Source organism: Cupriavidus necator, from assembly GCF_040578825.1.
GTDB lineage: Bacteria > Pseudomonadota > Gammaproteobacteria > Burkholderiales > Burkholderiaceae > Cupriavidus > Cupriavidus necator_E.
The window spans coordinates 1-17003 of the sequence record NZ_JBEFLI010000107.1 but is presented as its reverse complement, the minus strand read 5'-3'; the positions used below and the strand labels follow the sequence as shown (position 1 = coordinate 17003).

Annotated in this window: 21 protein-coding genes; 7 read left to right on the top strand and 14 right to left on the bottom strand. The window is 68.0% G+C overall.

What is annotated here, in order from left to right:
• Positions 1 to 19 precede the first annotated feature (19 nt).
• From AB1I47_RS31470 to AB1I47_RS31460, 3 genes are read right to left on the bottom strand one after another with little or no spacing between them, the layout of a single operon-like run.
• Positions 20 to 904, bottom strand: a complete 885-nt coding sequence (locus tag AB1I47_RS31470) for a carbohydrate ABC transporter permease (protein ID WP_354687576.1) — start codon at positions 902 to 904, stop codon at positions 20 to 22.
• Positions 901 to 2007 carry an ABC transporter ATP-binding protein gene (locus tag AB1I47_RS31465; protein WP_354687575.1) on the bottom strand — a complete coding sequence of 369 codons (1107 nt, stop codon included), beginning with the start codon at positions 2005 to 2007 and terminating at the stop codon, positions 901 to 903. The genes AB1I47_RS31470 and AB1I47_RS31465 overlap by 4 nt, the downstream gene beginning before the upstream one ends.
• Position 2008: 1 nt before the next feature.
• Complete coding sequence (locus AB1I47_RS31460) at positions 2009 to 3154, bottom strand: ABC transporter ATP-binding protein (protein ID WP_354687574.1); 1146 nt, start codon at positions 3152 to 3154, stop codon at positions 2009 to 2011.
• A gap of 156 nt (positions 3155 to 3310) precedes the next feature.
• Between AB1I47_RS31460 and AB1I47_RS31455 the strand changes: the two genes are divergently transcribed.
• Complete coding sequence (locus AB1I47_RS31455) at positions 3311 to 4081, top strand: DeoR/GlpR family DNA-binding transcription regulator (protein ID WP_354687573.1); 771 nt, start codon at positions 3311 to 3313, stop codon at positions 4079 to 4081.
• A 169-nt stretch (positions 4082 to 4250) separates the two neighbouring features.
• Here AB1I47_RS31455 and purU read toward each other — a convergent pair whose 3' ends face one another.
• Both purU and AB1I47_RS31445 read right to left on the bottom strand, forming a co-directional pair.
• The gene (purU, locus tag AB1I47_RS31450; protein ID WP_354687572.1) at positions 4251 to 5117 is read right to left on the bottom strand and encodes a formyltetrahydrofolate deformylase; all 867 of its coding nucleotides are present in this window, start codon (positions 5115 to 5117) and stop codon (positions 4251 to 4253) included.
• Positions 5118 to 5195: 78 nt separating this feature from the next.
• The gene (locus AB1I47_RS31445; RefSeq protein WP_354687571.1) at positions 5196 to 6065 is read right to left on the bottom strand and encodes an NUDIX hydrolase; all 870 of its coding nucleotides are present in this window, start codon (positions 6063 to 6065) and stop codon (positions 5196 to 5198) included.
• 56 nt (positions 6066 to 6121) lie between these two features.
• On the opposite strand from AB1I47_RS31445, the gene glpK reads away from it, so the two are divergent.
• The 4 genes from glpK to AB1I47_RS31425 all read left to right on the top strand — a co-directional run bounded on the left by glpK (position 6122) and on the right by AB1I47_RS31425 (position 10258).
• Positions 6122 to 7699: a glycerol kinase GlpK gene (gene glpK / locus AB1I47_RS31440; RefSeq protein ID WP_354687570.1), complete on the top strand. Its 1578-nt coding sequence runs from the start codon at positions 6122 to 6124 to the stop codon at positions 7697 to 7699.
• A gap of 69 nt (positions 7700 to 7768) precedes the next feature.
• Positions 7769 to 9385, top strand: a complete 1617-nt coding sequence (locus AB1I47_RS31435) for a glycerol-3-phosphate dehydrogenase/oxidase (RefSeq protein WP_354687569.1) — start codon at positions 7769 to 7771, stop codon at positions 9383 to 9385.
• Positions 9386 to 9425: 40 nt separating this feature from the next.
• Positions 9426 to 9791 carry an MliC family protein gene (locus AB1I47_RS31430; protein WP_354687568.1) on the top strand — a complete coding sequence of 122 codons (366 nt, stop codon included), beginning with the start codon at positions 9426 to 9428 and terminating at the stop codon, positions 9789 to 9791.
• 83 nt (positions 9792 to 9874) lie between these two features.
• Positions 9875 to 10258 (top strand): hypothetical protein, encoded by a 384-nt coding sequence (locus tag AB1I47_RS31425; RefSeq protein ID WP_354687567.1) that lies wholly within the window; start codon positions 9875 to 9877, stop codon positions 10256 to 10258.
• A 37-nt stretch (positions 10259 to 10295) separates the two neighbouring features.
• Here the strand turns inward: AB1I47_RS31425 and AB1I47_RS31420 are convergent, their stop codons facing one another.
• From AB1I47_RS31420 to AB1I47_RS31395, 6 genes are all read right to left on the bottom strand, one after another.
• Positions 10296 to 10577: a hypothetical protein gene (locus AB1I47_RS31420; RefSeq protein WP_354687566.1), complete on the bottom strand. Its 282-nt coding sequence runs from the start codon at positions 10575 to 10577 to the stop codon at positions 10296 to 10298.
• A gap of 71 nt (positions 10578 to 10648) precedes the next feature.
• A complete protein-coding gene (locus AB1I47_RS31415; RefSeq protein WP_354687565.1) occupies positions 10649 to 10873 on the bottom strand; it encodes a hypothetical protein in 225 nt (74 codons plus the stop codon).
• A 122-nt stretch (positions 10874 to 10995) separates the two neighbouring features.
• Positions 10996 to 11418 (bottom strand): YXWGXW repeat-containing protein, encoded by a 423-nt coding sequence (locus AB1I47_RS31410; RefSeq protein WP_354687564.1) that lies wholly within the window; start codon positions 11416 to 11418, stop codon positions 10996 to 10998.
• Between the two features lie 137 nt (positions 11419 to 11555).
• On the bottom strand, positions 11556 to 11759 hold the full coding sequence (locus tag AB1I47_RS31405) for a hypothetical protein (RefSeq protein WP_354687563.1): 204 nt from the start codon (positions 11757 to 11759) through the stop codon (positions 11556 to 11558).
• A gap of 119 nt (positions 11760 to 11878) precedes the next feature.
• Positions 11879 to 12307 carry a lysozyme inhibitor LprI family protein gene (locus AB1I47_RS31400; protein ID WP_354687562.1) on the bottom strand — a complete coding sequence of 143 codons (429 nt, stop codon included), beginning with the start codon at positions 12305 to 12307 and terminating at the stop codon, positions 11879 to 11881.
• A 44-nt stretch (positions 12308 to 12351) separates the two neighbouring features.
• The gene (locus tag AB1I47_RS31395) at positions 12352 to 12813 is read right to left on the bottom strand and encodes a CopD family protein (RefSeq protein ID WP_354687561.1); all 462 of its coding nucleotides are present in this window, start codon (positions 12811 to 12813) and stop codon (positions 12352 to 12354) included.
• Positions 12814 to 13115: 302 nt separating this feature from the next.
• On the opposite strand from AB1I47_RS31395, the gene yfiR reads away from it, so the two are divergent.
• Together yfiR and dgcN are read left to right on the top strand one after the other, a co-directional pair.
• Complete coding sequence (yfiR, locus tag AB1I47_RS31390; RefSeq protein ID WP_354687560.1) at positions 13116 to 13715, top strand: regulatory sequestration protein YfiR; 600 nt, start codon at positions 13116 to 13118, stop codon at positions 13713 to 13715.
• On the top strand, positions 13712 to 14974 hold the full coding sequence (dgcN, locus tag AB1I47_RS31385) for a diguanylate cyclase DgcN/YfiN (RefSeq protein WP_354687559.1): 1263 nt from the start codon (positions 13712 to 13714) through the stop codon (positions 14972 to 14974). Before yfiR ends, dgcN begins: the two co-directional genes overlap by 4 nt.
• 55 nt (positions 14975 to 15029) lie before the next feature.
• Here the strand turns inward: dgcN and AB1I47_RS31380 are convergent, their stop codons facing one another.
• The 3 genes from AB1I47_RS31380 to AB1I47_RS31370 form a co-directional block, all read right to left on the bottom strand.
• Entirely contained in the window at positions 15030 to 15305 is a 276-nt protein-coding gene (locus AB1I47_RS31380) for a hypothetical protein (RefSeq protein ID WP_354687558.1), read from the bottom strand.
• A 53-nt stretch (positions 15306 to 15358) separates the two neighbouring features.
• Entirely contained in the window at positions 15359 to 16210 is an 852-nt protein-coding gene (locus AB1I47_RS31375; RefSeq protein WP_354687557.1) for a D-amino acid aminotransferase, read from the bottom strand.
• Positions 16211 to 16305: 95 nt separating this feature from the next.
• A complete protein-coding gene (locus AB1I47_RS31370; protein ID WP_354687556.1) occupies positions 16306 to 16797 on the bottom strand; it encodes a GNAT family N-acetyltransferase in 492 nt (163 codons plus the stop codon).
• Between the last annotated feature and the right edge of the window lie 206 nt (positions 16798 to 17003).

Sequence of the window (17003 nt, the reverse complement as noted above, 5' to 3'; positions counted from 1 at the left end):
GGTGGCGACAGAGTGCAATTCAGCCATGGGGCATCTCCTCGCTGGCGGCGGTGCCCGCGCGCTGCATCCAGTTATAGAGGATGAAGCACGTAAGCAGGATGATCAGGAAATAAACGATGGAGAACGCCGCCGCCGGCCCCAGGTCGAACTGGCCCACGGCCTTCTGCGTCAGGTACTGCGACAGGAAGGTGGTGGCGTTGCCGGGGCCGCCGCCGGTCAGCACGAACGGCTCGGTATAGATCATGAAGCTGTCCATGAAGCGCAGCAGCACCGCGATCATCAGCACGCCGCGCAGCTTGGGCAGCTGGATATAGCGGAACACCGCCAGCCGCGACGCACCGTCGATCTGCGCGGCCTGGTAGTAGGCGTCGGGGATCGCGCGCAGGCCGGCGTAGCACAGCAGTGCCACCAGCGGCGTCCAGTGCCAGACGTCCATCACCAGCACCGTGACCCAGGCATCGAAGGCGCTGCCGGTGTAGTTGTAGTCGAAGCCCATGGCCTCGAGCGCGGCGCCGAGCAGGCCGATATCGGTGCGCCCGAAGATCTGCCAGATGGTGCCGACCACGTTCCACGGGATCAGCAGCGACAGCGCGATGATCACCAGCACCGCCGACGCCTTCCAGCCCCTGGCCGGCATCGACAGCGCCAGCAGGATGCCGAGCGGGATCTCCACCAGCAGCACCGCCAGCGAGAAGCCGAGCTGGCGCAGCAGTGCATCGTGCAGTTCGCTGTCGCGCAGCACGGTGCCGAACCATTCGGTGCCGACGAACACGCGCCGCTCCGGTGAAATGATGTCCTGCACCGAGTAATTGACGATGGTCATCAGCGGCAGGATGGCGGAGAACGCCACGCACACCACCACCGGCAACACCAGCAGCCAGGCCTTCTGGTTGACGGGCTTCATGAGACCAGTTCCTCGTTGACGTAGTAGCAGGTATGGCGGTTGAACACCGACAGCCAGGCGGTGTCGCCCGCGCGCAGCTCGGCCGCCTCTGCGCCCAGGCGCGCGCGCAGGGTGCCGGCCTGTGCCCCGGCCTCCTGCACGGTGCCGGTCAGCAGCCAGTAGGTGCCGATGTCCTGGGCGCGCTCCACGCGCACCGGCACCGCCTGCGCGTCGCGCTCCGGTGCCAGGTGCAGGTATTCCGGCCGCACGCCGATGCGGAAACTGCCAGCTGCGCGCAGTGCCGACTCAACCGACGGCGCCAGCGCCGGGGTATAGCGGCGCCCGGCCACTTCCACCGCGTCGTCGCGCCACTGGCCGGGCAGGAAGTTCATGCCCGGCGAGCCGATGAAGTTGCCGACGAAGGTATGCGCGGGCCGCTCGAACAGCGCATCGGCCGGCCCCACCTGCACCGCCTTGCCGCGCGACATCACCACCACCTGGTCGGCGAAGGTCAGCGCCTCGGTCTGGTCGTGGGTCACGTAGATCAGCGTCAGCCGGAACTCGTGGTGGATCTCCTTGAGCTTGCGCCGCAGCTGCCATTTGAGCTGCGGGTCGATCACGGTCAGCGGCTCGTCGAACAGGATCGCCGACACGTCGTGCCGCACCAGCCCGCGGCCGAGCGAGATCTTCTGCTTGGCGTCGGCGGCGAGGCCATTGGCGCGCCGGTCGAGCGTCGACGACAGGTCGAGCATCTCGGCCACGCGCCCTACCCGCTCGCGCACCTGCGCTTCCGGCACGCCGCGGTTGCGCAGCGGAAAGGCCAGGTTCTCGCCGACGGTCATGGTGTCGTAGATCACCGGGAACTGGAATACCTGGGCGATATTGCGCGCCTGCGGCGTGGCCGCGGTGACGTCGCGGCCGTCAAACGCGATGGTGCCGTGCGAGGGCCGCAGCAGCCCGGAGATGCAGTTCAGCAGCGTGGTCTTGCCGCAGCCCGAGGGCCCGAGCAAGGCATAGGCGCCGCCGTCTTCAAAGGTGAATTTCAGCGGCAGCAGCGCGTAGTCTTCATCGGTGCGGGGATTGGGCACGTAGGCGTGCGCGAGATCGAGATCGATGCGTGCCATGTCAGCTCCCTGCGGCGGCGCCGGCGGCTGTCGCCACGCCGCCCGGCACGTCCGCCGCCAGCCCGCCGGGCCGGCGCGGCGCATGGATGCGGCGCCCGTCCGCGTCGAACAGGTAGATCTGCTCCGGCAGCAGGTGCAGCGACACCGGTTCGCCAAGCTGCAGGTCGAGCACGCCGGCAAACTGCGCCACCAGGCTGCCTACCGGCGTATCGGCATGGACAAAGGTATCGGAGCCGGACAGTTCGGCCAGCGCCACGCGCCCCGGCACCGTTACCGCGCCAGGCTCACCCGCCAGCCGCAGCGCCGAAGCACGCACGCCCAGCGTCACCGGGCCGTCTTGCCCGCCGGCGCCCGGCACCGGCACCGAGATGTCGCCGGCAAGCGTGACCCGGCCGCCGCGCAGCGTGCCGTCGACCAGGTTCATCGGCGGATCGTTGAAGGCGCGCGCCACGCGCAGCGAGTCCGGATAGTGGAAGACCTCGGCGGTGGGGCCGTACTGCAGCAGTTCGCCGGCATCGAGCACCGCGGTGTGGCCGCCCAGCAGCAAGGCCTCGCCCGGCTCGGTGGTGGCGTAGATCACGGTGGCATCGCCGTGGGCAAAGAGCTGCGTCAGCTCCTCGCGCAGTTCCTCGCGCAGCTTGTAGTCGAGGTTGACCAACGGCTCGTCCAGCAGCATCAGCGGCGCTTCCTTGGCCAGCGCGCGCGCCAGTGCCACGCGCTGCTGCTGGCCGCCGGACAGTTCTTGCGGGTATCGGTCGAGCAGATGGTCGATATGCAACCGTACGGCCAGCTCGCGCACCTGCGCGGCGATGGCCGCTGTGGCACCACCCGACCCCTGGCGCCGCAGCCGCAACGGCGAGGCGATGTTGTCGAACACCTTCATCGACGGATAGTTGATGAACTGCTGGTACACCATCGACACATTGCGTTCGCGCACCGGCATGCCGGTCACATCGTGGCCGTCCACCAGCACGCGGCCCGCGCTGGGCCGGTCCAGCCCCGCCATCACACGCATCAGCGAAGTCTTGCCCGCCTGCGTGGCGCCCAGCAGGATGGTCACCGCGCCCGGAACCGGCGCGAGCGTCATCGGATAGAGATACGCCTGCGAACCTACCTGCTGTGCGACGCCTTCCAAACTGAGCTGCATCCGGTCTCCATGTTCGATATGCTTTCCGCATCACCGTTTTCGCGTGATGCAGGCGCACAAATCTTGGCTTTCCGCTCGTTTTAGCAAGAAAACGAACATAAAACAATAGTGCACCGCATCATTTGTTTTCGTTTCTGTTTGAACTAGAATCCCGGCATGACCCTTAATCCCCGCCAGACCGCCCTGCTCGAAGAAGTCCGCACGCAGGGCTTTGCCTCCATTGACGAACTTGCGCGCAAGTTCGGGGTGACGCTCCAGACGGTGCGCCGCGACGTCAACCTGCTGGCCGAAAACGGCATGCTGGCGCGCTTCCATGGCGGCGTGCGGGTGGAGGGGTCGACTACCGAGAACATTGCGTACCGGCAGCGGCAGGTGCTCAATGCGGAAGGCAAGGCGCGCATTGCGCGCGCGGTGGCGGCGGCGGTGCCCGAAGGCTGTTCGCTGATCCTGAACATCGGCACCACGGTGGAGGAGATTGCACGCGAGCTGATGCACCATCGCGGACTACGCGTGATCACCAACAACCTGAACGTGGCCAATATCCTCGCCGACAACCCCGACTGCGAGGTCATCGTCGCCGGCGGCGTGCTGCGCTCGCGCGACCGTGGCATCGTCGGCGAGGCCACGGTGGAGTTCATCCGCCAGTTCAAGGTAGATATCGGCCTGATCGGCATCTCGGGGATCGAGACCGACGGCACGCTGCGCGATTACGACTTCCGCGAGGTCAAGGTGGCGCGGACTATCATCGAGCATTCACGCGAGGTGTGGCTGGCGGCGGACGCCAGCAAGTTCAACCGCCAGGCAATGGTGGAGCTGGCGCATGTATCGCAGGTCGACCGGCTCTTTACCGATGAGCCGCTGGCGGCGCCGTTCGACCAGATCCTGGCCGATAGTGGGGTGAAGTGTGTGGTGGCGGAGCGGGAATGAACCTGGCGGGCGCAGGCCCTGGGCTGCCGCGTGGGCGGGAGCGGGGGTGGTGTTGATGCCGGAGGCGGAGGCTCAGCATGGCGCATCGGCCTGGCGACAGGCCTGCCCTCTCCCCCGGCCCCTTTCCCGCGTGCGGGAGAGGGGAGAAAACCGCGTTTGGACGGAAACGTTACTTGAACACCACGGTCTTGTGGCCGTTCAGCAGGATGCGGCGTTCGGCGTGCCACTTGACCGCGCGCGCCAGCGCCACGCATTCCACGTCGCGGCCGACGGCGGTCAGTTGATCAGGGTCCATGCTGTGGTCGACGCGCTCGATCTCCTGCTCGATGATCGGGCCTTCGTCGAGGTCGGCGGTGACGTAGTGCGCGGTCGCGCCGATCAGCTTCACGCCGCGGTCATGGGCCTGGTAGTACGGCTTGGCCCCCTTGAAGCTCGGCAGGAAAGAGTGGTGGATATTGATCGCGCGGCCGGCCAGCTTGCGGCACAGGTCGTTGGACAGCACCTGCATGTAGCGCGCGAGCACCACCAGGTCGATCTTCTGCTCCTGCACCACCTCGAACACGCGCGCTTCCTGCGCAGCCTTCTGCTCGGCCGACGCGTTCATCAGCGGCAGGTGGAAGAACGGCACGTCATACGAAGCCGCGAGCTGGTAGAAGTCGCGATGGTTCGACACGATCGCCGCGATCTCGACCGGCAGGCCGCCCACCTTGGCGCGGAACAGCAGGTCGTTCAGGCAGTGGCCGATCTTCGACACCATGATCATCACGCGCGGCTTGACCGCGGCGTCGTTCAGCTCCCATTGCATGCCGAACTGTTCGCCCACCGGCGCGAACGCGGCCTTCAGGGTGTCCAGGTCCGGGCCGCCCGCGGCCGGCATAAAGTGCACCCGCATAAAAAAGCGGCCGGTGTATTCGTCACCGTACTGGTCCGAGTCGACGATATTGCAGCCATGCTGGAACAGCAGGCCCGAGACGGCATGGACGATGCCCGGCTGGTCCGGGCACGAAAGGGTCAGGATAAATCCGGTGTTGCTCATGGTGTGTTGTTCTGTCGGAGGGGCGCGGCGCGCGGCCAGGATAATCGGGGCAGTGCGGATCGGATCCGCGGCAGCGGCTCAGGCACTGCGGTCGCCGGAACCGAGCCAGCCGCGCCGGCGAAGGGCATCCAGCGTCACCAGTGTCGCATCGACCGTCATGGCGCCGCTCGACATGATAGCAAGCAATGCCGGCAGGCCCACGCGCCTGTGTTCGCTGACCTCCCCATCCTGGTTGCGCGGCGTGAAGCCGGGCGGCAGCAGCAGGTCATAGACGTAGACCTGTTCCCACTGCACGCCTTCGGGCAGGTCGCGCAGCACCTCGATCGCGCCGTGCGCCTGCACGCCTCGCGCCAGCGCGGGCGGGATGCCGGACTCTTCCTCGCACTCGCGCACCAGCGTTTCCAGCGGGTCGCTGCCATGCGGCATGCCGCCGGCGACCAAGTTATCCCACATGCCGGGGTCGACCGACTTGCTCTGGCTGCGCCGCGAGATCCACAGCACCGGGCCGCCCCCGACATCCCCCTCGGCGATGCCGTTCATATGCGAGGCGAAGGTCAGCAGTCCGAGAAAGCGCGCCACCGCCCGCTCGACCGCTGCGACGGCGGGCGCGCCAAGTGCCGGCGTGACCGCGAACAGTTCATGGCGCCAGCCGCGCACGTGGCCGGCGTCGGCGAGCCGGTGCGCCAGCGCCTCCAGCGCGGCGCTGCGCACGTCGAAGTCGCTGCGTCCCGGCAGCAACTCCACGGCGCCAGCCTCGTCTTCCGGCCCGAGGATGCAACCCATGCCGCGCAGGATGCCGGCATGCGCGCGCGGCAGCCAGCCGACCTGCTGCCCGGCCACCATCAGCCGCAGTTTGCCGGCGGCATCGAAGCGGCTGCGTGCGGCCAGCGAAGCGGCGATCTGCGCCGTATAAGCGTCCGCAGTCTGCAAGGAAGAAGTTTCGGCCATCAGGATTCCAGGCGCCGGCAAGGCCGGCGCGCCTTGTCATTTTCAGGATCGATCGCATGAACCAGCCAGCCGCGCATGCCCAGGCGCAGCGCCCCGCCCCACCCCAGACTTCCGCCGAGCCGCAGTACGTGCTTGCGCTCGACCAGGGCACCAGCAGCTCGCGCGCCATCCTGTTCGACCATGCCGGCAGCGTGGTGCGGCTGGCCCAGCGCGAGTTCCGCCAATATTACCCACATCCCGGTCACGTCGAGCACGATCCCTACGAAATCTGGCAGTCGCAGCTTGCGGTGGCGCACGCGGTGCTGTCCGAAGCCGGCATCCCGGCCACACAGGTACGCGCCATCGGCATCACCAACCAGCGCGAGACCACTGTGCTGTGGGACCGCAAGACCGGCGAGCCGGTCGGCCGCGCGCTGGTCTGGCAGGACCGCCGCACCGCGCCGATGTGCGAGGCGTTGCAGGCCGCGGGTCACGGCGAGCTGTTCCGCGAGAAGACCGGGCTGATCATCGATGCCTATTTCTCCGGCACCAAGCTGCGCTGGATGCTCGACAACATCGAAGGCGCGCGCGCACGCGCCCAGCGGGGCGAGCTGGCGTTCGGCACCGTCGACAGCTGGCTGATCTGGCAGCTCACCGACGGCGCGCGCCATGTCACCGACGTGTCGAACGCCTCGCGCACCATGCTGTTCAATATCCACAGCTTCCAGTGGGACGACGCGCTGCTGGCGCTGCTCGACATCCCGCACGCGCTGCTGCCCGAGGTGGTGCCGTCCAGCGGCGAGGTGGCGCGCACCGCGGCGCGGCTGTTCGGCGTGGAGATCCCGATTGCCGGCATCGCCGGAGACCAGCAGGCGGCCACCTTCGGCCAGGCGTGCCTGTCGCCGGGCATGGCCAAGAACACCTACGGCACCGGCTGCTTCCTGCTGATGAATACCGGCACGCAGCCGGTGGTCTCGCGCAACCGGCTGCTGACTACGATCGGCTGGCAGCTCGGCGGCCAGACCCAGTACTGCCTGGAGGGCGGCGTGTTCATGGGCGGCGCCACCATCCAGTGGCTGCGCGACGGACTCAAGATCATCAACAGCGCGCCCGAGGTCGAGCCGCTGGCGCGCCAGTGCGACGACACCGGCGGCGTGGTGCTGGTGCCCGCCTTTGCCGGGCTGGGCGCGCCGCACTGGGACGCCTTCGCGCGCGGCACGCTGGTCGGCATGACGCGCGGCACCGGCCGGCCGCAGATCGCGCGCGCGGCGCTGGAGTCGATCGCGCTGCAAAGCGTGGACGTGCTCGAGGCCATGCAGAAGGACGCCGGCATTGCGCTGGCCGAGCTGCGCGTGGACGGCGGCGCCTCGCGCAGCGACCTGCTGATGCAGATGCAGGCCGACCTGCTCGGTACTCCGGTGGTACGCCCGCGCGTGACCGAGACCACCGCGCTGGGGGCCGCCTACCTGGCCGGCCTGGCCACGGGGTACTGGAGCGATCCGGCGCAGATCGCGCAGCAGTGGCAGGTGGAACAGCGCTTCGAGCCCAACCTGTCGGCCGACGAGCGCGCACACCGGCTGGCGCGCTGGCACCGCGCGGTGGACCGCGCGCGCGACTGGGCGCGTGAGGACGGGGGCGATGGCGGCCATGGCTGACGGCCGCCACCCGACAAGCGACAGCCGACAAGCGCCAGCCAAACCAGCACACCCACTCCTGAAAGCGTCATGCAAAGAGTTTCTACACCGATCGAGCCACCGGTTCAGCCACCCGAGCGCGCGGCCCTGCTCGCCACCCTGGAGCGCGAGCCGCGCTGGGACGTGATCGTCATCGGCGGCGGCGCCACCGGCCTCGGCACCGCGGTCGACGCCGCCTCGCGCGGCTACCGCACGCTGCTGGTCGAAGCCGCCGACTTCGCCAAGGGCACCTCCAGCAAGGCCACCAAGCTGGTCCATGGCGGCGTGCGTTACCTGGCCCAGGGCAATATCGGCCTGGTACGCGAGGCCCTGCACGAGCGCGGCCTGCTCGCGCGCAACGCCCCGCACCTGGTCTGGCCGCTGGGCTTCGTGGTGCCGGCGTACCAGATGTTCGACCAGCCCTTCTACGGCATCGGCCTGAAGGTCTACGACATGCTCGCCGGCAACCTCAACCTGGCCGGCAGCCGCTGGCTCAACCACCGCGAGGTGCTGGCCGCCGCGCCCAACCTGGCCGAGCATGTCAGCGGGCGGCCACTGCGCGGCGGCAACCTGTACTTCGACGGCCAGTTCGACGATGCGCGGCTGGCGGTGTCGCTGATGCGCACGCTGTTCGATGTGGGCGGCACCGCGGTCAACTACATGCGGGTGACGGGCCTGAGCCAGCAAGGCGGCGTGATCAGCGGCGTCACGGTGCAGGATGTGCTGGGCGAGGCCACCTTCCGGCTGCGCGCCGATTGCGTGATCAATGCCACCGGCGTCTGGGTCGACGCCATCCGCCAGATGGAAGACGGCCATGCGCGCACCATGGTTGCGCCAAGCCAGGGCGTGCACCTGACGCTGCCGCGCAGCTTCCTGCCAGGCGAGCGCGCCATCCTGATCCCCAAGACCGACGACGGCCGGGTGCTGTTCGTGGTGCCGTGGAACGGCCACACCATCATCGGCACCACCGACACGCCGCGCCGCGACCTGCCGCTGGAGCCCAACGCGGGCGCGGACGATGTCGATTTCATCCTGGAAACGGCGTCGCGCTACCTGGCCAAGGATCCGACACGCGCCGATGTCACCAGCGTCTGGGCGGGGCTGCGGCCGCTGGTCAGGGCCACCGGCGAAGCATCCACCGCATCGCTGTCGCGCGAGCATACGATCCTGGTGTCCAAGGCCGGCCTGATCACTGTCACCGGCGGCAAGTGGACCACTTACCGCAGGATGGCCGAAGACGTGATCGAGACCGCGATCCAGCGCCAGATGGTGCGGGCCGCGCCGTGCGTGACCGCTGAGCTGGCGCTGCATGGCGCGGCCGGGCTGCCGGCGGACCTGCCGCCGCAAGACTCGGTATCGCCGGACCGCTACTACGGCAACGAGCTGCCCGCGCTGCTCGCGCTGCCCGGCCACGAGCGGGTGCTGGCGCCGGCGTCCGGGCTGACCGAGGCGCATGTGCGCTTCGCTGCCAGGCACGAACTGGCGCGGCGCGTGGAAGACGTGCTGGCGCGCCGCAACCGCGCGCTGTTCCTCGACGCACGCGCCGCGGTCCAGGCCGCGCCGGCGGTGGCCGCGATCCTGGCCGAGGAACTGGGCGAGAACGAAGCCTGGCAGGCGCGCGAGCTGGAGAGCTTCCGCACGCTGGCCGCCGGCTACCTGCTGGACTGAGCGGGAAGCCGGCACGCAGCCGATCCTCCGAGGCATACCCATGACGACTCGACTGACCCTTGTCTGCAACGCGCTGCTGCTGGCAACGATCGGCGCCAGCGCCCACGCCGCCCGTTCTCCCGGCATCGATGGCGTGCGCTTCCATGACGTGCGCACCGTGCGCTACCAGTGCGACGGCGGCAAGACGCTGTCGGTGCGCTACTTCAACAGCACTGATAACCAGGCCGCGGTGCTGCGCATCGACGGCAAGCCGGTACTGGCGGTGACCACGGTGTCGGCGTCCGGCGCGCGCTATGTCGGCGGCCGCTACGAGTGGTGGACGAAGGGCGAGGAAGGCACGTTGCGCGACCTGATGCAGCCCGAAAATGCAGCGCCGGCACTGGCTGGTTGCAAGGCCACGCCCTAGCCGGCTGGGCATCGCGCCGTCGTGACCGTTTGAGGCAACGGCGTTCCGGGCGATAATGCGGGAATTGAATCAGGGAGAACACCATGGACGAGATTGAAGATCTGTCCGATCTGCCGATGCCCCGCTTTATCTGGGGCTTCGCCGTTATCGCAGGCAAAAGCGGCGAGGTCATGCACGACGAGTTCGAGTATCTGACCCACACCCGCAGCCCGCGCTTCACCTGCCGCGTGGTCGAGCTCGAGGACATGCCGGCGGAAAGCGAGGCAGACGACATCGACGGCCGCATCGTCCACCACGACGACCCGCGCCGGATGTTCTATATCACCGATGCCGGCATGGCGCTGGTCAACTTCCAGTTGTTCGACAAGATGCCGGACAAGCAGAAGTTCAAGCGCATCTGCGACGAAGCCATCGCCAACTGGATGCTGCGCCGCGAATTCCTCGACGACGAAGAAGAAGAGGCCTGACGCCAGGCAGGCGGCCGCAGTTGCGGCCGCCGCAGCCTCAGCCCTGCTCCGGCGGCAGCGCGCCCGTCAGCAGTTCATTGAGCAGCCCGGTCATGCCGCCGGGGTGATCAACGGCCAGCGCCTGCAGGCGCTTCACCAGCGTGCCGTCCAGCTTGCACGCAAAGGGCACCAGGCCTTGCTCCTGGTCCAGCCGGCGCTGTTCGCGCCGGTCCGGGCGCGCGGCTGCGCCAGCGGGAATTCCGCCCCGGCCCGCCGCAGCCTGCTTCAGGCTGTTGGCGATCTTCAGGCCCTTGTTCTTTTCCAGGTCCGTTTTCTTCACGGCATTATCCGAAAGTCATTTGAGGCCGGTATTGTACGCATCCACGGTACTGGCCTGCCCTTGCCCGTTCCTTATTTGTCCCTTACCTCGATCAGCTCGGCCGCGACACGCTGGATTTCCGCATAGACCGGGATGGCGTCCATCGGGCCAGTGCAGCCCACCGCCGTGGCCTGGCTGGCATCGGCGCCAGGCGGCAGGAACACGAAGGCCATGCCGGGCTGCCAGCCGGGATGCTTGCGCAAACTGTCGTTGAGGATGTCGAGATACTGCGCGCGCGTAAAGACGTGCTTTGCCATTGCTACCTCCGGATCCACTGCCTATGCGCCGCACCGGGCGCGGGGTCATGGCAGGGATCGTAGCATGGCAGTAACGGCCGGCGTCACCGCGGCGCGCCGGCCAGTGAGTGCCAGTGGGTGCGTCAGCACTCACCCTTCTTGGCGTGGCCCGGCGGGCAGTGATAGCCCTTGTCCTTGTGGCCTTTGTCCTTGTAGCCCTTGTCTTTGTACCCGCCCTGGTCCCAGCGGCCCGGCACCAGCACCCAGCCGTCGCGCGACTGGATCCAGCGCGGCGATTCATAGACGTAGCCCGGGCGCTCACGCTCCCAGCGGCCCTTCTTCCAGGCGTGCTTGCGGTGGCCGTCATCCCAGTCCCAGTAACCCGGCAACCAGACATAGCCCGGGCGAGGCGCAGGGACGACCTCGTAAATCGGGGCGGGCGGCGGAACGCCGATGGCGATGTTGACCGACACCTGGGCCATCGACGCCGCACTGAACGTCAGGCCGGAGCCCAGCACGGCCGCTACCAGGATGGCCCTGGCAGGCCGGAGCATGCGATGTGTCATGGGAGCCCTTTCTTGTGGATGAACACGCGCACAGTCTAGCGTGCACGCCCTGGCGTGCGATGCAAGAAAGGGTTTCCGATGATTACAGCGACGCCGGCGCGCAACAGTGGCCCAACAGAGTCTCACGCGCCGGCGGACTAGTGGTCCTCGGCCGCCGCCTTGAGCTGGGCCTCGCCGGCGACACGGGCCGCATCGGAGGTGGTGAAGGTATCGTCCGAGACGATGGCGCGGCGGATCTGCTTCGCGTCGAAGTCCACCAGCGCGATGATCCACACATAGCGCCCCGCCTGGGGCGCGGTCTGCACGAAAGCCTTCAGGTTGGGCCGGGATTCACTTGCCATGATCCATCTCCTTGCTTGAGGACGAGCCTGAGACGTGCCAGCGGCACAGGTGTGCTGGGAACTCTAGCACACGGTTCACGGCCTTACCGAATCATTGCCAGGCCACTTGCCATCCCCCCTTAGCGGGCGGCGACCTGGTCGGCATAGGCACGCAATTCGCGCGCCCGCGCCGCGGTCATCTGCGCCATGCAGGATGCGCCCGCCACCCGCGCCGCGGTGCCGCCGCCCGGATCGGCCACGTAGGCGCAATTGGCATCGCGGTACTGCAGCCATTCGCGCTGCGCCACCCGCAGCAATCCGGTGCGCGGTGCGACCAGCCGCCGCAGCAAACCCTGGTAGGCGGTATTGAGCGTCTTGTCCTGCTGCCGCAGTTCGGCCGAGGTGCAATTAAGCATATCGGCGCTCGACACGGCCTTGGCCATGCAGCGCTCATGCTCGGCACTGAGGGCGGAACCGCCGGCGGCGTGGGCCGGACCGGCCGCGGCGCCCAGCCCGATGATGGCGACGGTGGCGAGAGGGGCGACGATGAAGGGGGCAACGGCGCGCATATGGCTTCTCCCTTGGCGAAACGACCGAGCGTTATGGGTCCCGTTCAGGCCAGCCAGCGCCCAAGCGTGGCCACCGCGATATTGACCAGCCCGAGCACCAGGTTGATCCCCACGGCCTGCCGGATGCGGTTGAGCGCAGCACCGGCGGCCGGCCAGTCCTGCACCTGCACGGCACGGCCCAGCACACGGTACGGACCGAACCAGACATAGCAGAAAACGACCGCCATGACGATGCCGATGCCCGCCATCAGATGCCAGTTGCGTGGGGCACCGGCCATGCCCACCGGGGCCATCATCAGCGCGCCGCTCAGCACGATGACGATCACCGCCGCCCACACCCACGGGAAGAAGCGTCCGAATACGCCGTGCCACAGCCGCAACCGCGCCGGCGGCTCGAGCACGCTGCCGGCCACGGGACGCAGGCACAGGTAGGCGAAGAACATGCCGCCCACCCAGATGGTGACGCTGGCAACGTGCAGGAAGCGGAAAAGCGGGTCGGCGTTCATGGCGGCAGGCGGCGGCAAAGCGCGCGTCGTGGGGCGAGATCCCATTCTAAGTGTTGTGTCCGACACCGCGAAGCTGACCCGCGTCATCCAGCCCACTTCAGGAAAACGCCACCGAACCGATAAACATGCCGTAACACCCGGCGCCACACGGAGGCTGCACGGAAAAACCCTCGAGCAGCCCTTTTTTGGCCGCGAATGGGCCCACTTTGAGTGCTTGACCGCCCGGAACACGCACCGGAACAATACCCGCGGCCGCGGCCTGCCCACCACCATACAGGCCGCGCCGCACACCCATCCCGACCATGGCGACTGTCCCAGCCAGCCCCCCTTCGCGTGTCCAACGCGCGCCACGACGCCCGTTGCTGCGCCGTTGCCTGCCGGCGCTGCTCGCCGCGACGCTGGCCGTGCTGCCCGCGATGCTGCCGCCTGCGGTGACCGCACAGCCTGCGCCCCAGCGCACCGACCAGGTCGCGCGCGTGGTGCTCAGCCTGCTCGGCTACGCGCGCTGGCCGGTGGAGCGCGACACGGTGCGGCTGTGCGTGGACAACGCCAGCCGCTATTCGGCGCGGCTGATGGAAGGCGGCACGCTCACCGGCGGGCGCCCGGTGCAGGCCCGCCAGGTCGATGTGCTGGCCGACCTGCTGCACCCGGCGTGCGACGCGCTCTACGTCGGCGTGATGAACGAGCCGCGGCGCAAGCGCCTGTCGGCCGAACTGACCGGCCGCCCGGTGCTGGTGATCGCCGAACAGGACTTCGAGTGCGAGGTCGGCAGCATGTTCTGCCTGAATATCCGCGACAACCAGGTGTCGTTCCGCGTCAACCTCGACACGCTCGCCCGCAGCGGCGTGCACGTGCATCCCGGCGTGCTGCAGCTCGGCCGCCGCAAGGGAGCGCCGTCATGAACGCGCGCAAGCCAGGCCACGCCGCCACCCGACCAACGCTGTACAGCGTGCTGCGCCGTATCCACCTGGGCGTGGCGCTGATCGCCGTATTCACCGCCGGCCTGTCGCTGACCGCCCTCGGCGTGACCGCGCTGCGCGTCTATGCCGACCACAATGTGCGGCTGGTGGCGCGCTCGATCGCCTACACGCTGGAAGCGCCGGTGGTGTTCCGCGACCAGTCCGCCACCAGCGAGACGCTGGCGGTGATCGCCGCCTCGGAGGACATCGCCCGCGCCACCGTCTATGACCGCGACCACCACGTGCTGGCCGAGTGGCGGCGTCCCGGCCAGCCCGAGCTGACCGGCCTGCGCCACGCGCTGGGCGAGTGGCTGAGCGTGGACGCCGTCGAGCAGCCGATCCTGCACCAGGCACAGCAAGTCGGCATGCTGCGTGTCAGCGGCGATCCGCGCAACCTGCTGCACTTCCTGCTGCAGGGCGCGCTGGGCCTGCTCGGCTGCCTGCTGCTGACCGCGGTCGGCGCGCACTACCTGGCCAGCCGGCTGCTGGTGCAGATCGTCGAGCCGCTGCGCAACCTGATGCGGGTGGCGCACGCGGTGCGTTCGGAGCGCGACTTCGCGCAGCGCACGCCGCCGGCCAGCATTGAAGAACTGAATGCGCTCAGCGAAGACTTCAACGGCCTGCTCGACGAGCTGCAGACATGGCGCAACCAGATGCAGCACGAAAACCGCTCGCTCGCGCACCGCGCCAACCACGACGCGCTGACCGGGCTGCTCAACCGCGCCGCCTTCGTCGAGGCGCTGGAGCGCGCCGTGCGCCATGCCGCCGCCAATGACGAGTACGCCGCCGTGCTGTACCTGGACAGCGACGACTTCAAGCACATCAACGACCGCCACGGCCACGCCGCCGGCGATGCGGTGCTGGTTGCCGTGGCGCAGCGCATCCGCGCCAGCCTGCGCGCCGGCGACACCGTGGCACGCATCGGCGGCGACGAGTTCGCGGTGCTGGCCGCCTCGCTGCGCGCACCGCGCGATGCCGCCCATATCGCCGAACATATCCTGCAGGCCATGGCCGCGCCGATTGCACTACCGGATGGCAGCACGGTGCAGGCATCGGTCAGCATCGGCCTGGCCGTCTTCCCCGTGCACGCGCAAGGCAGCCAGGCGCTGCTGCACGCCGCCGACGCCGCCATGTACGGCGCCAAGCGCCGCTCCGGCGGCATCTGGCAAAGCGCCGAGCCGCGGCTGGACGTCACGTTGTGAGAATCCGCATGACCGAATGTCCTGCCCTGCGCTACTTGCAAAGGCCAGGCTGTCCTCACTCCCCGAAGGGATTGGGCGCGCGGTTCTCCAGCGCCTCGTTCAGGTCGAACTCGTCACGCGCCTTGTCGACGACCGCGCGGATGCTGGCCTCGTACCCGGTGGCATTGCCGAAGCCAGTCATATTCCAGTTGCGGCCGCGCGCATCGCGCGGATGCGGCACCGGGGCCGGCACCCGCACCTTGGCGCCGTCCTCGCCGATTTCATCGATTTGCTGGATGCGCCGGCTCACCTCGTCCTGCAGGGCACGCCGGCCGCGTTCACGCTTGGCCATGACTGACTCCTCGATGGGTCCGAGGGCATGCTAGCACGCGGGCACCGCCAGATTCAAAGGGCCGCCTTGGCCGCCTGGTAAGCCGCGTAGAGGCGCTGGAACACCGGTCCCGGCACGCCGTTGCCCACGGTGCGGCCATCGATCTTCACCACCGGCAGCAACTCCTTGCTGGCCGAGGACAGCAGCACCTCATCGGCGGCGAACACCTCCTCCTTCGCGATCCGGCGCGCCTCCAGCGGAATCTCCAGCGCCGCGCAGATCTCTTCCATGAAGCCGTAGCGGATGCCTTCGAGGATCAGGTTGTCCTTGGGCGGCGCCATCACGCGGCCATCGCGCACCACCCAGACATTGGACGACGACGCCTCCGTCAGCCAGCCGTCACGGAACTGGATCGCCTCGGTCACGCCCTGCTCCGCCGCATGCTGCGCCGCCAGCACGTTGCCCAACAGCGAGGTCGACTTGATGTGGCAGTTCAGCCAGCGCCTGTCCTCCATCGTCACGCATGCCACGCCCTGCTCACGCATCTGCGCCGGCGGCAGCGCCATCGGATTGGTCATGATCAACACCGTCGGCACCACCTTCTCCCTCGGGAAGGCATGCGCCCGCCTGGCCACGCCACGCGTCACCTGGATATAGACCATCTGGTCCGACATCCCGTTGGCTTGCACCACCTCGTCGATCAACGCCTGCCACTGGCCGGGACTATGCGGATCCGTGATGCCGATCGCCTCCAGGCTGCGATGCAGCCGCGCCAGATGCTGCGCGCCGCGGAACGGTTTGCCGCCGTAGTACGGAATGACTTCGTAGATGCCGTCGCCAAAGATAAAACCACGGTCGAGAACGGGGATGCGGGCTTCGGACAGCGGGGTCAGGGTGCCGTTGAGGTGGACGACGGGGTCGGTCATGGGGGCGTGAAGGAAGACTTGGAGGGAATGAAGAATTGTTCCACACCACCGTCCGTTCCCTTATGCAAGATTCGCATGGCGAAGGTTTCTTGCGCTCAGGCCTGAGCCAGCGATTTCGACAACAGCACGGTAGTGAACCCGCTGTCCCAGCTCTCGTCGGGATAGGTGTCGATCTCGACATAACCCTGGCGCCGGTAGAACGCGCGGCTTTGGACGTTGAAGGTGTCTGTCTCTAGCCTCACCTCGCGGTGTCCGGCGCGAGTGATTTCGGCTTCGGCGTGGGCCAGCAGCGCCCCGCCCAGCCCCATGCGCTGCCATGCCCGCCCGACATGCAGGGCCCAGATAAAGTTGCCTTCCCAATCCACCATGGCGGCGGGCATGCCATCGATGCAGGCGACGCGGAACGCTTGCAGGCGCGCTTCGACATAGCTGCGGGTTTTGCCCTGCCCCTCAAAGGCCGCTGCGGCAGCGGCAGTGAGCTGCGGCTTCCACGTGCCAAGGTAGGTGTCGATCAGGAGGTCTTCCACCGCTTGCGCATCGGCGGGAAAGGCGGGGCGGATTTCGAGTTTTCCGGTCAGTCTGGTCATGGCCGCAAGAATAGCCGGACATGAATGGCGGCAGAAACCCTGCCGAAACAGGGGCCGCAAACAAAAAGGCCGCCCACCTGGACGGCCTTGATTGCTTTGGACTTTATTCTGGCGGAGAGAGGGGGATTCGAACCCCCGCAGGTGCCCGTCGTTGCTGGCTCTGCGGGGTGAGGCTGCGATGTTGTGCCGATTCAATCAGCGGCCAC

Coding starts and splice junctions, on each gene's coding strand:
- AB1I47_RS31470 (WP_354687576.1), bottom strand. CDS start 904: ATGAAGCCCGTCAACCAGAAGGCCTGGCTGCTGGTGTTGCCGGTGGTG.
- AB1I47_RS31465 (WP_354687575.1), bottom strand. CDS start 2,007: ATGGCACGCATCGATCTCGATCTCGCGCACGCCTACGTGCCCAATCCC.
- AB1I47_RS31460 (WP_354687574.1), bottom strand. CDS start 3,154: ATGCAGCTCAGTTTGGAAGGCGTCGCACAGCAGGTAGGTTCGCAGGCG.
- AB1I47_RS31455 (WP_354687573.1), top strand. CDS start 3,311: ATGACCCTTAATCCCCGCCAGACCGCCCTGCTCGAAGAAGTCCGCACG.
- purU (WP_354687572.1), bottom strand. CDS start 5,117: ATGAGCAACACCGGATTTATCCTGACCCTTTCGTGCCCGGACCAGCCG.
- AB1I47_RS31445 (WP_354687571.1), bottom strand. CDS start 6,065: ATGGCCGAAACTTCTTCCTTGCAGACTGCGGACGCTTATACGGCGCAG.
- glpK (WP_354687570.1), top strand. CDS start 6,122: ATGAACCAGCCAGCCGCGCATGCCCAGGCGCAGCGCCCCGCCCCACCC.
- AB1I47_RS31435 (WP_354687569.1), top strand. CDS start 7,769: ATGCAAAGAGTTTCTACACCGATCGAGCCACCGGTTCAGCCACCCGAG.
- AB1I47_RS31430 (WP_354687568.1), top strand. CDS start 9,426: ATGACGACTCGACTGACCCTTGTCTGCAACGCGCTGCTGCTGGCAACG.
- AB1I47_RS31425 (WP_354687567.1), top strand. CDS start 9,875: ATGGACGAGATTGAAGATCTGTCCGATCTGCCGATGCCCCGCTTTATC.
- AB1I47_RS31415 (WP_354687565.1), bottom strand. CDS start 10,873: ATGGCAAAGCACGTCTTTACGCGCGCGCAGTATCTCGACATCCTCAAC.
- AB1I47_RS31410 (WP_354687564.1), bottom strand. CDS start 11,418: ATGACACATCGCATGCTCCGGCCTGCCAGGGCCATCCTGGTAGCGGCC.
- AB1I47_RS31405 (WP_354687563.1), bottom strand. CDS start 11,759: ATGGCAAGTGAATCCCGGCCCAACCTGAAGGCTTTCGTGCAGACCGCG.
- AB1I47_RS31400 (WP_354687562.1), bottom strand. CDS start 12,307: ATGCGCGCCGTTGCCCCCTTCATCGTCGCCCCTCTCGCCACCGTCGCC.
- AB1I47_RS31395 (WP_354687561.1), bottom strand. CDS start 12,813: ATGAACGCCGACCCGCTTTTCCGCTTCCTGCACGTTGCCAGCGTCACC.
- yfiR (WP_354687560.1), top strand. CDS start 13,116: ATGGCGACTGTCCCAGCCAGCCCCCCTTCGCGTGTCCAACGCGCGCCA.
- dgcN (WP_354687559.1), top strand. CDS start 13,712: ATGAACGCGCGCAAGCCAGGCCACGCCGCCACCCGACCAACGCTGTAC.
- AB1I47_RS31380 (WP_354687558.1), bottom strand. CDS start 15,305: ATGGCCAAGCGTGAACGCGGCCGGCGTGCCCTGCAGGACGAGGTGAGC.
- AB1I47_RS31375 (WP_354687557.1), bottom strand. CDS start 16,210: ATGACCGACCCCGTCGTCCACCTCAACGGCACCCTGACCCCGCTGTCC.
- AB1I47_RS31370 (WP_354687556.1), bottom strand. CDS start 16,797: ATGACCAGACTGACCGGAAAACTCGAAATCCGCCCCGCCTTTCCCGCC.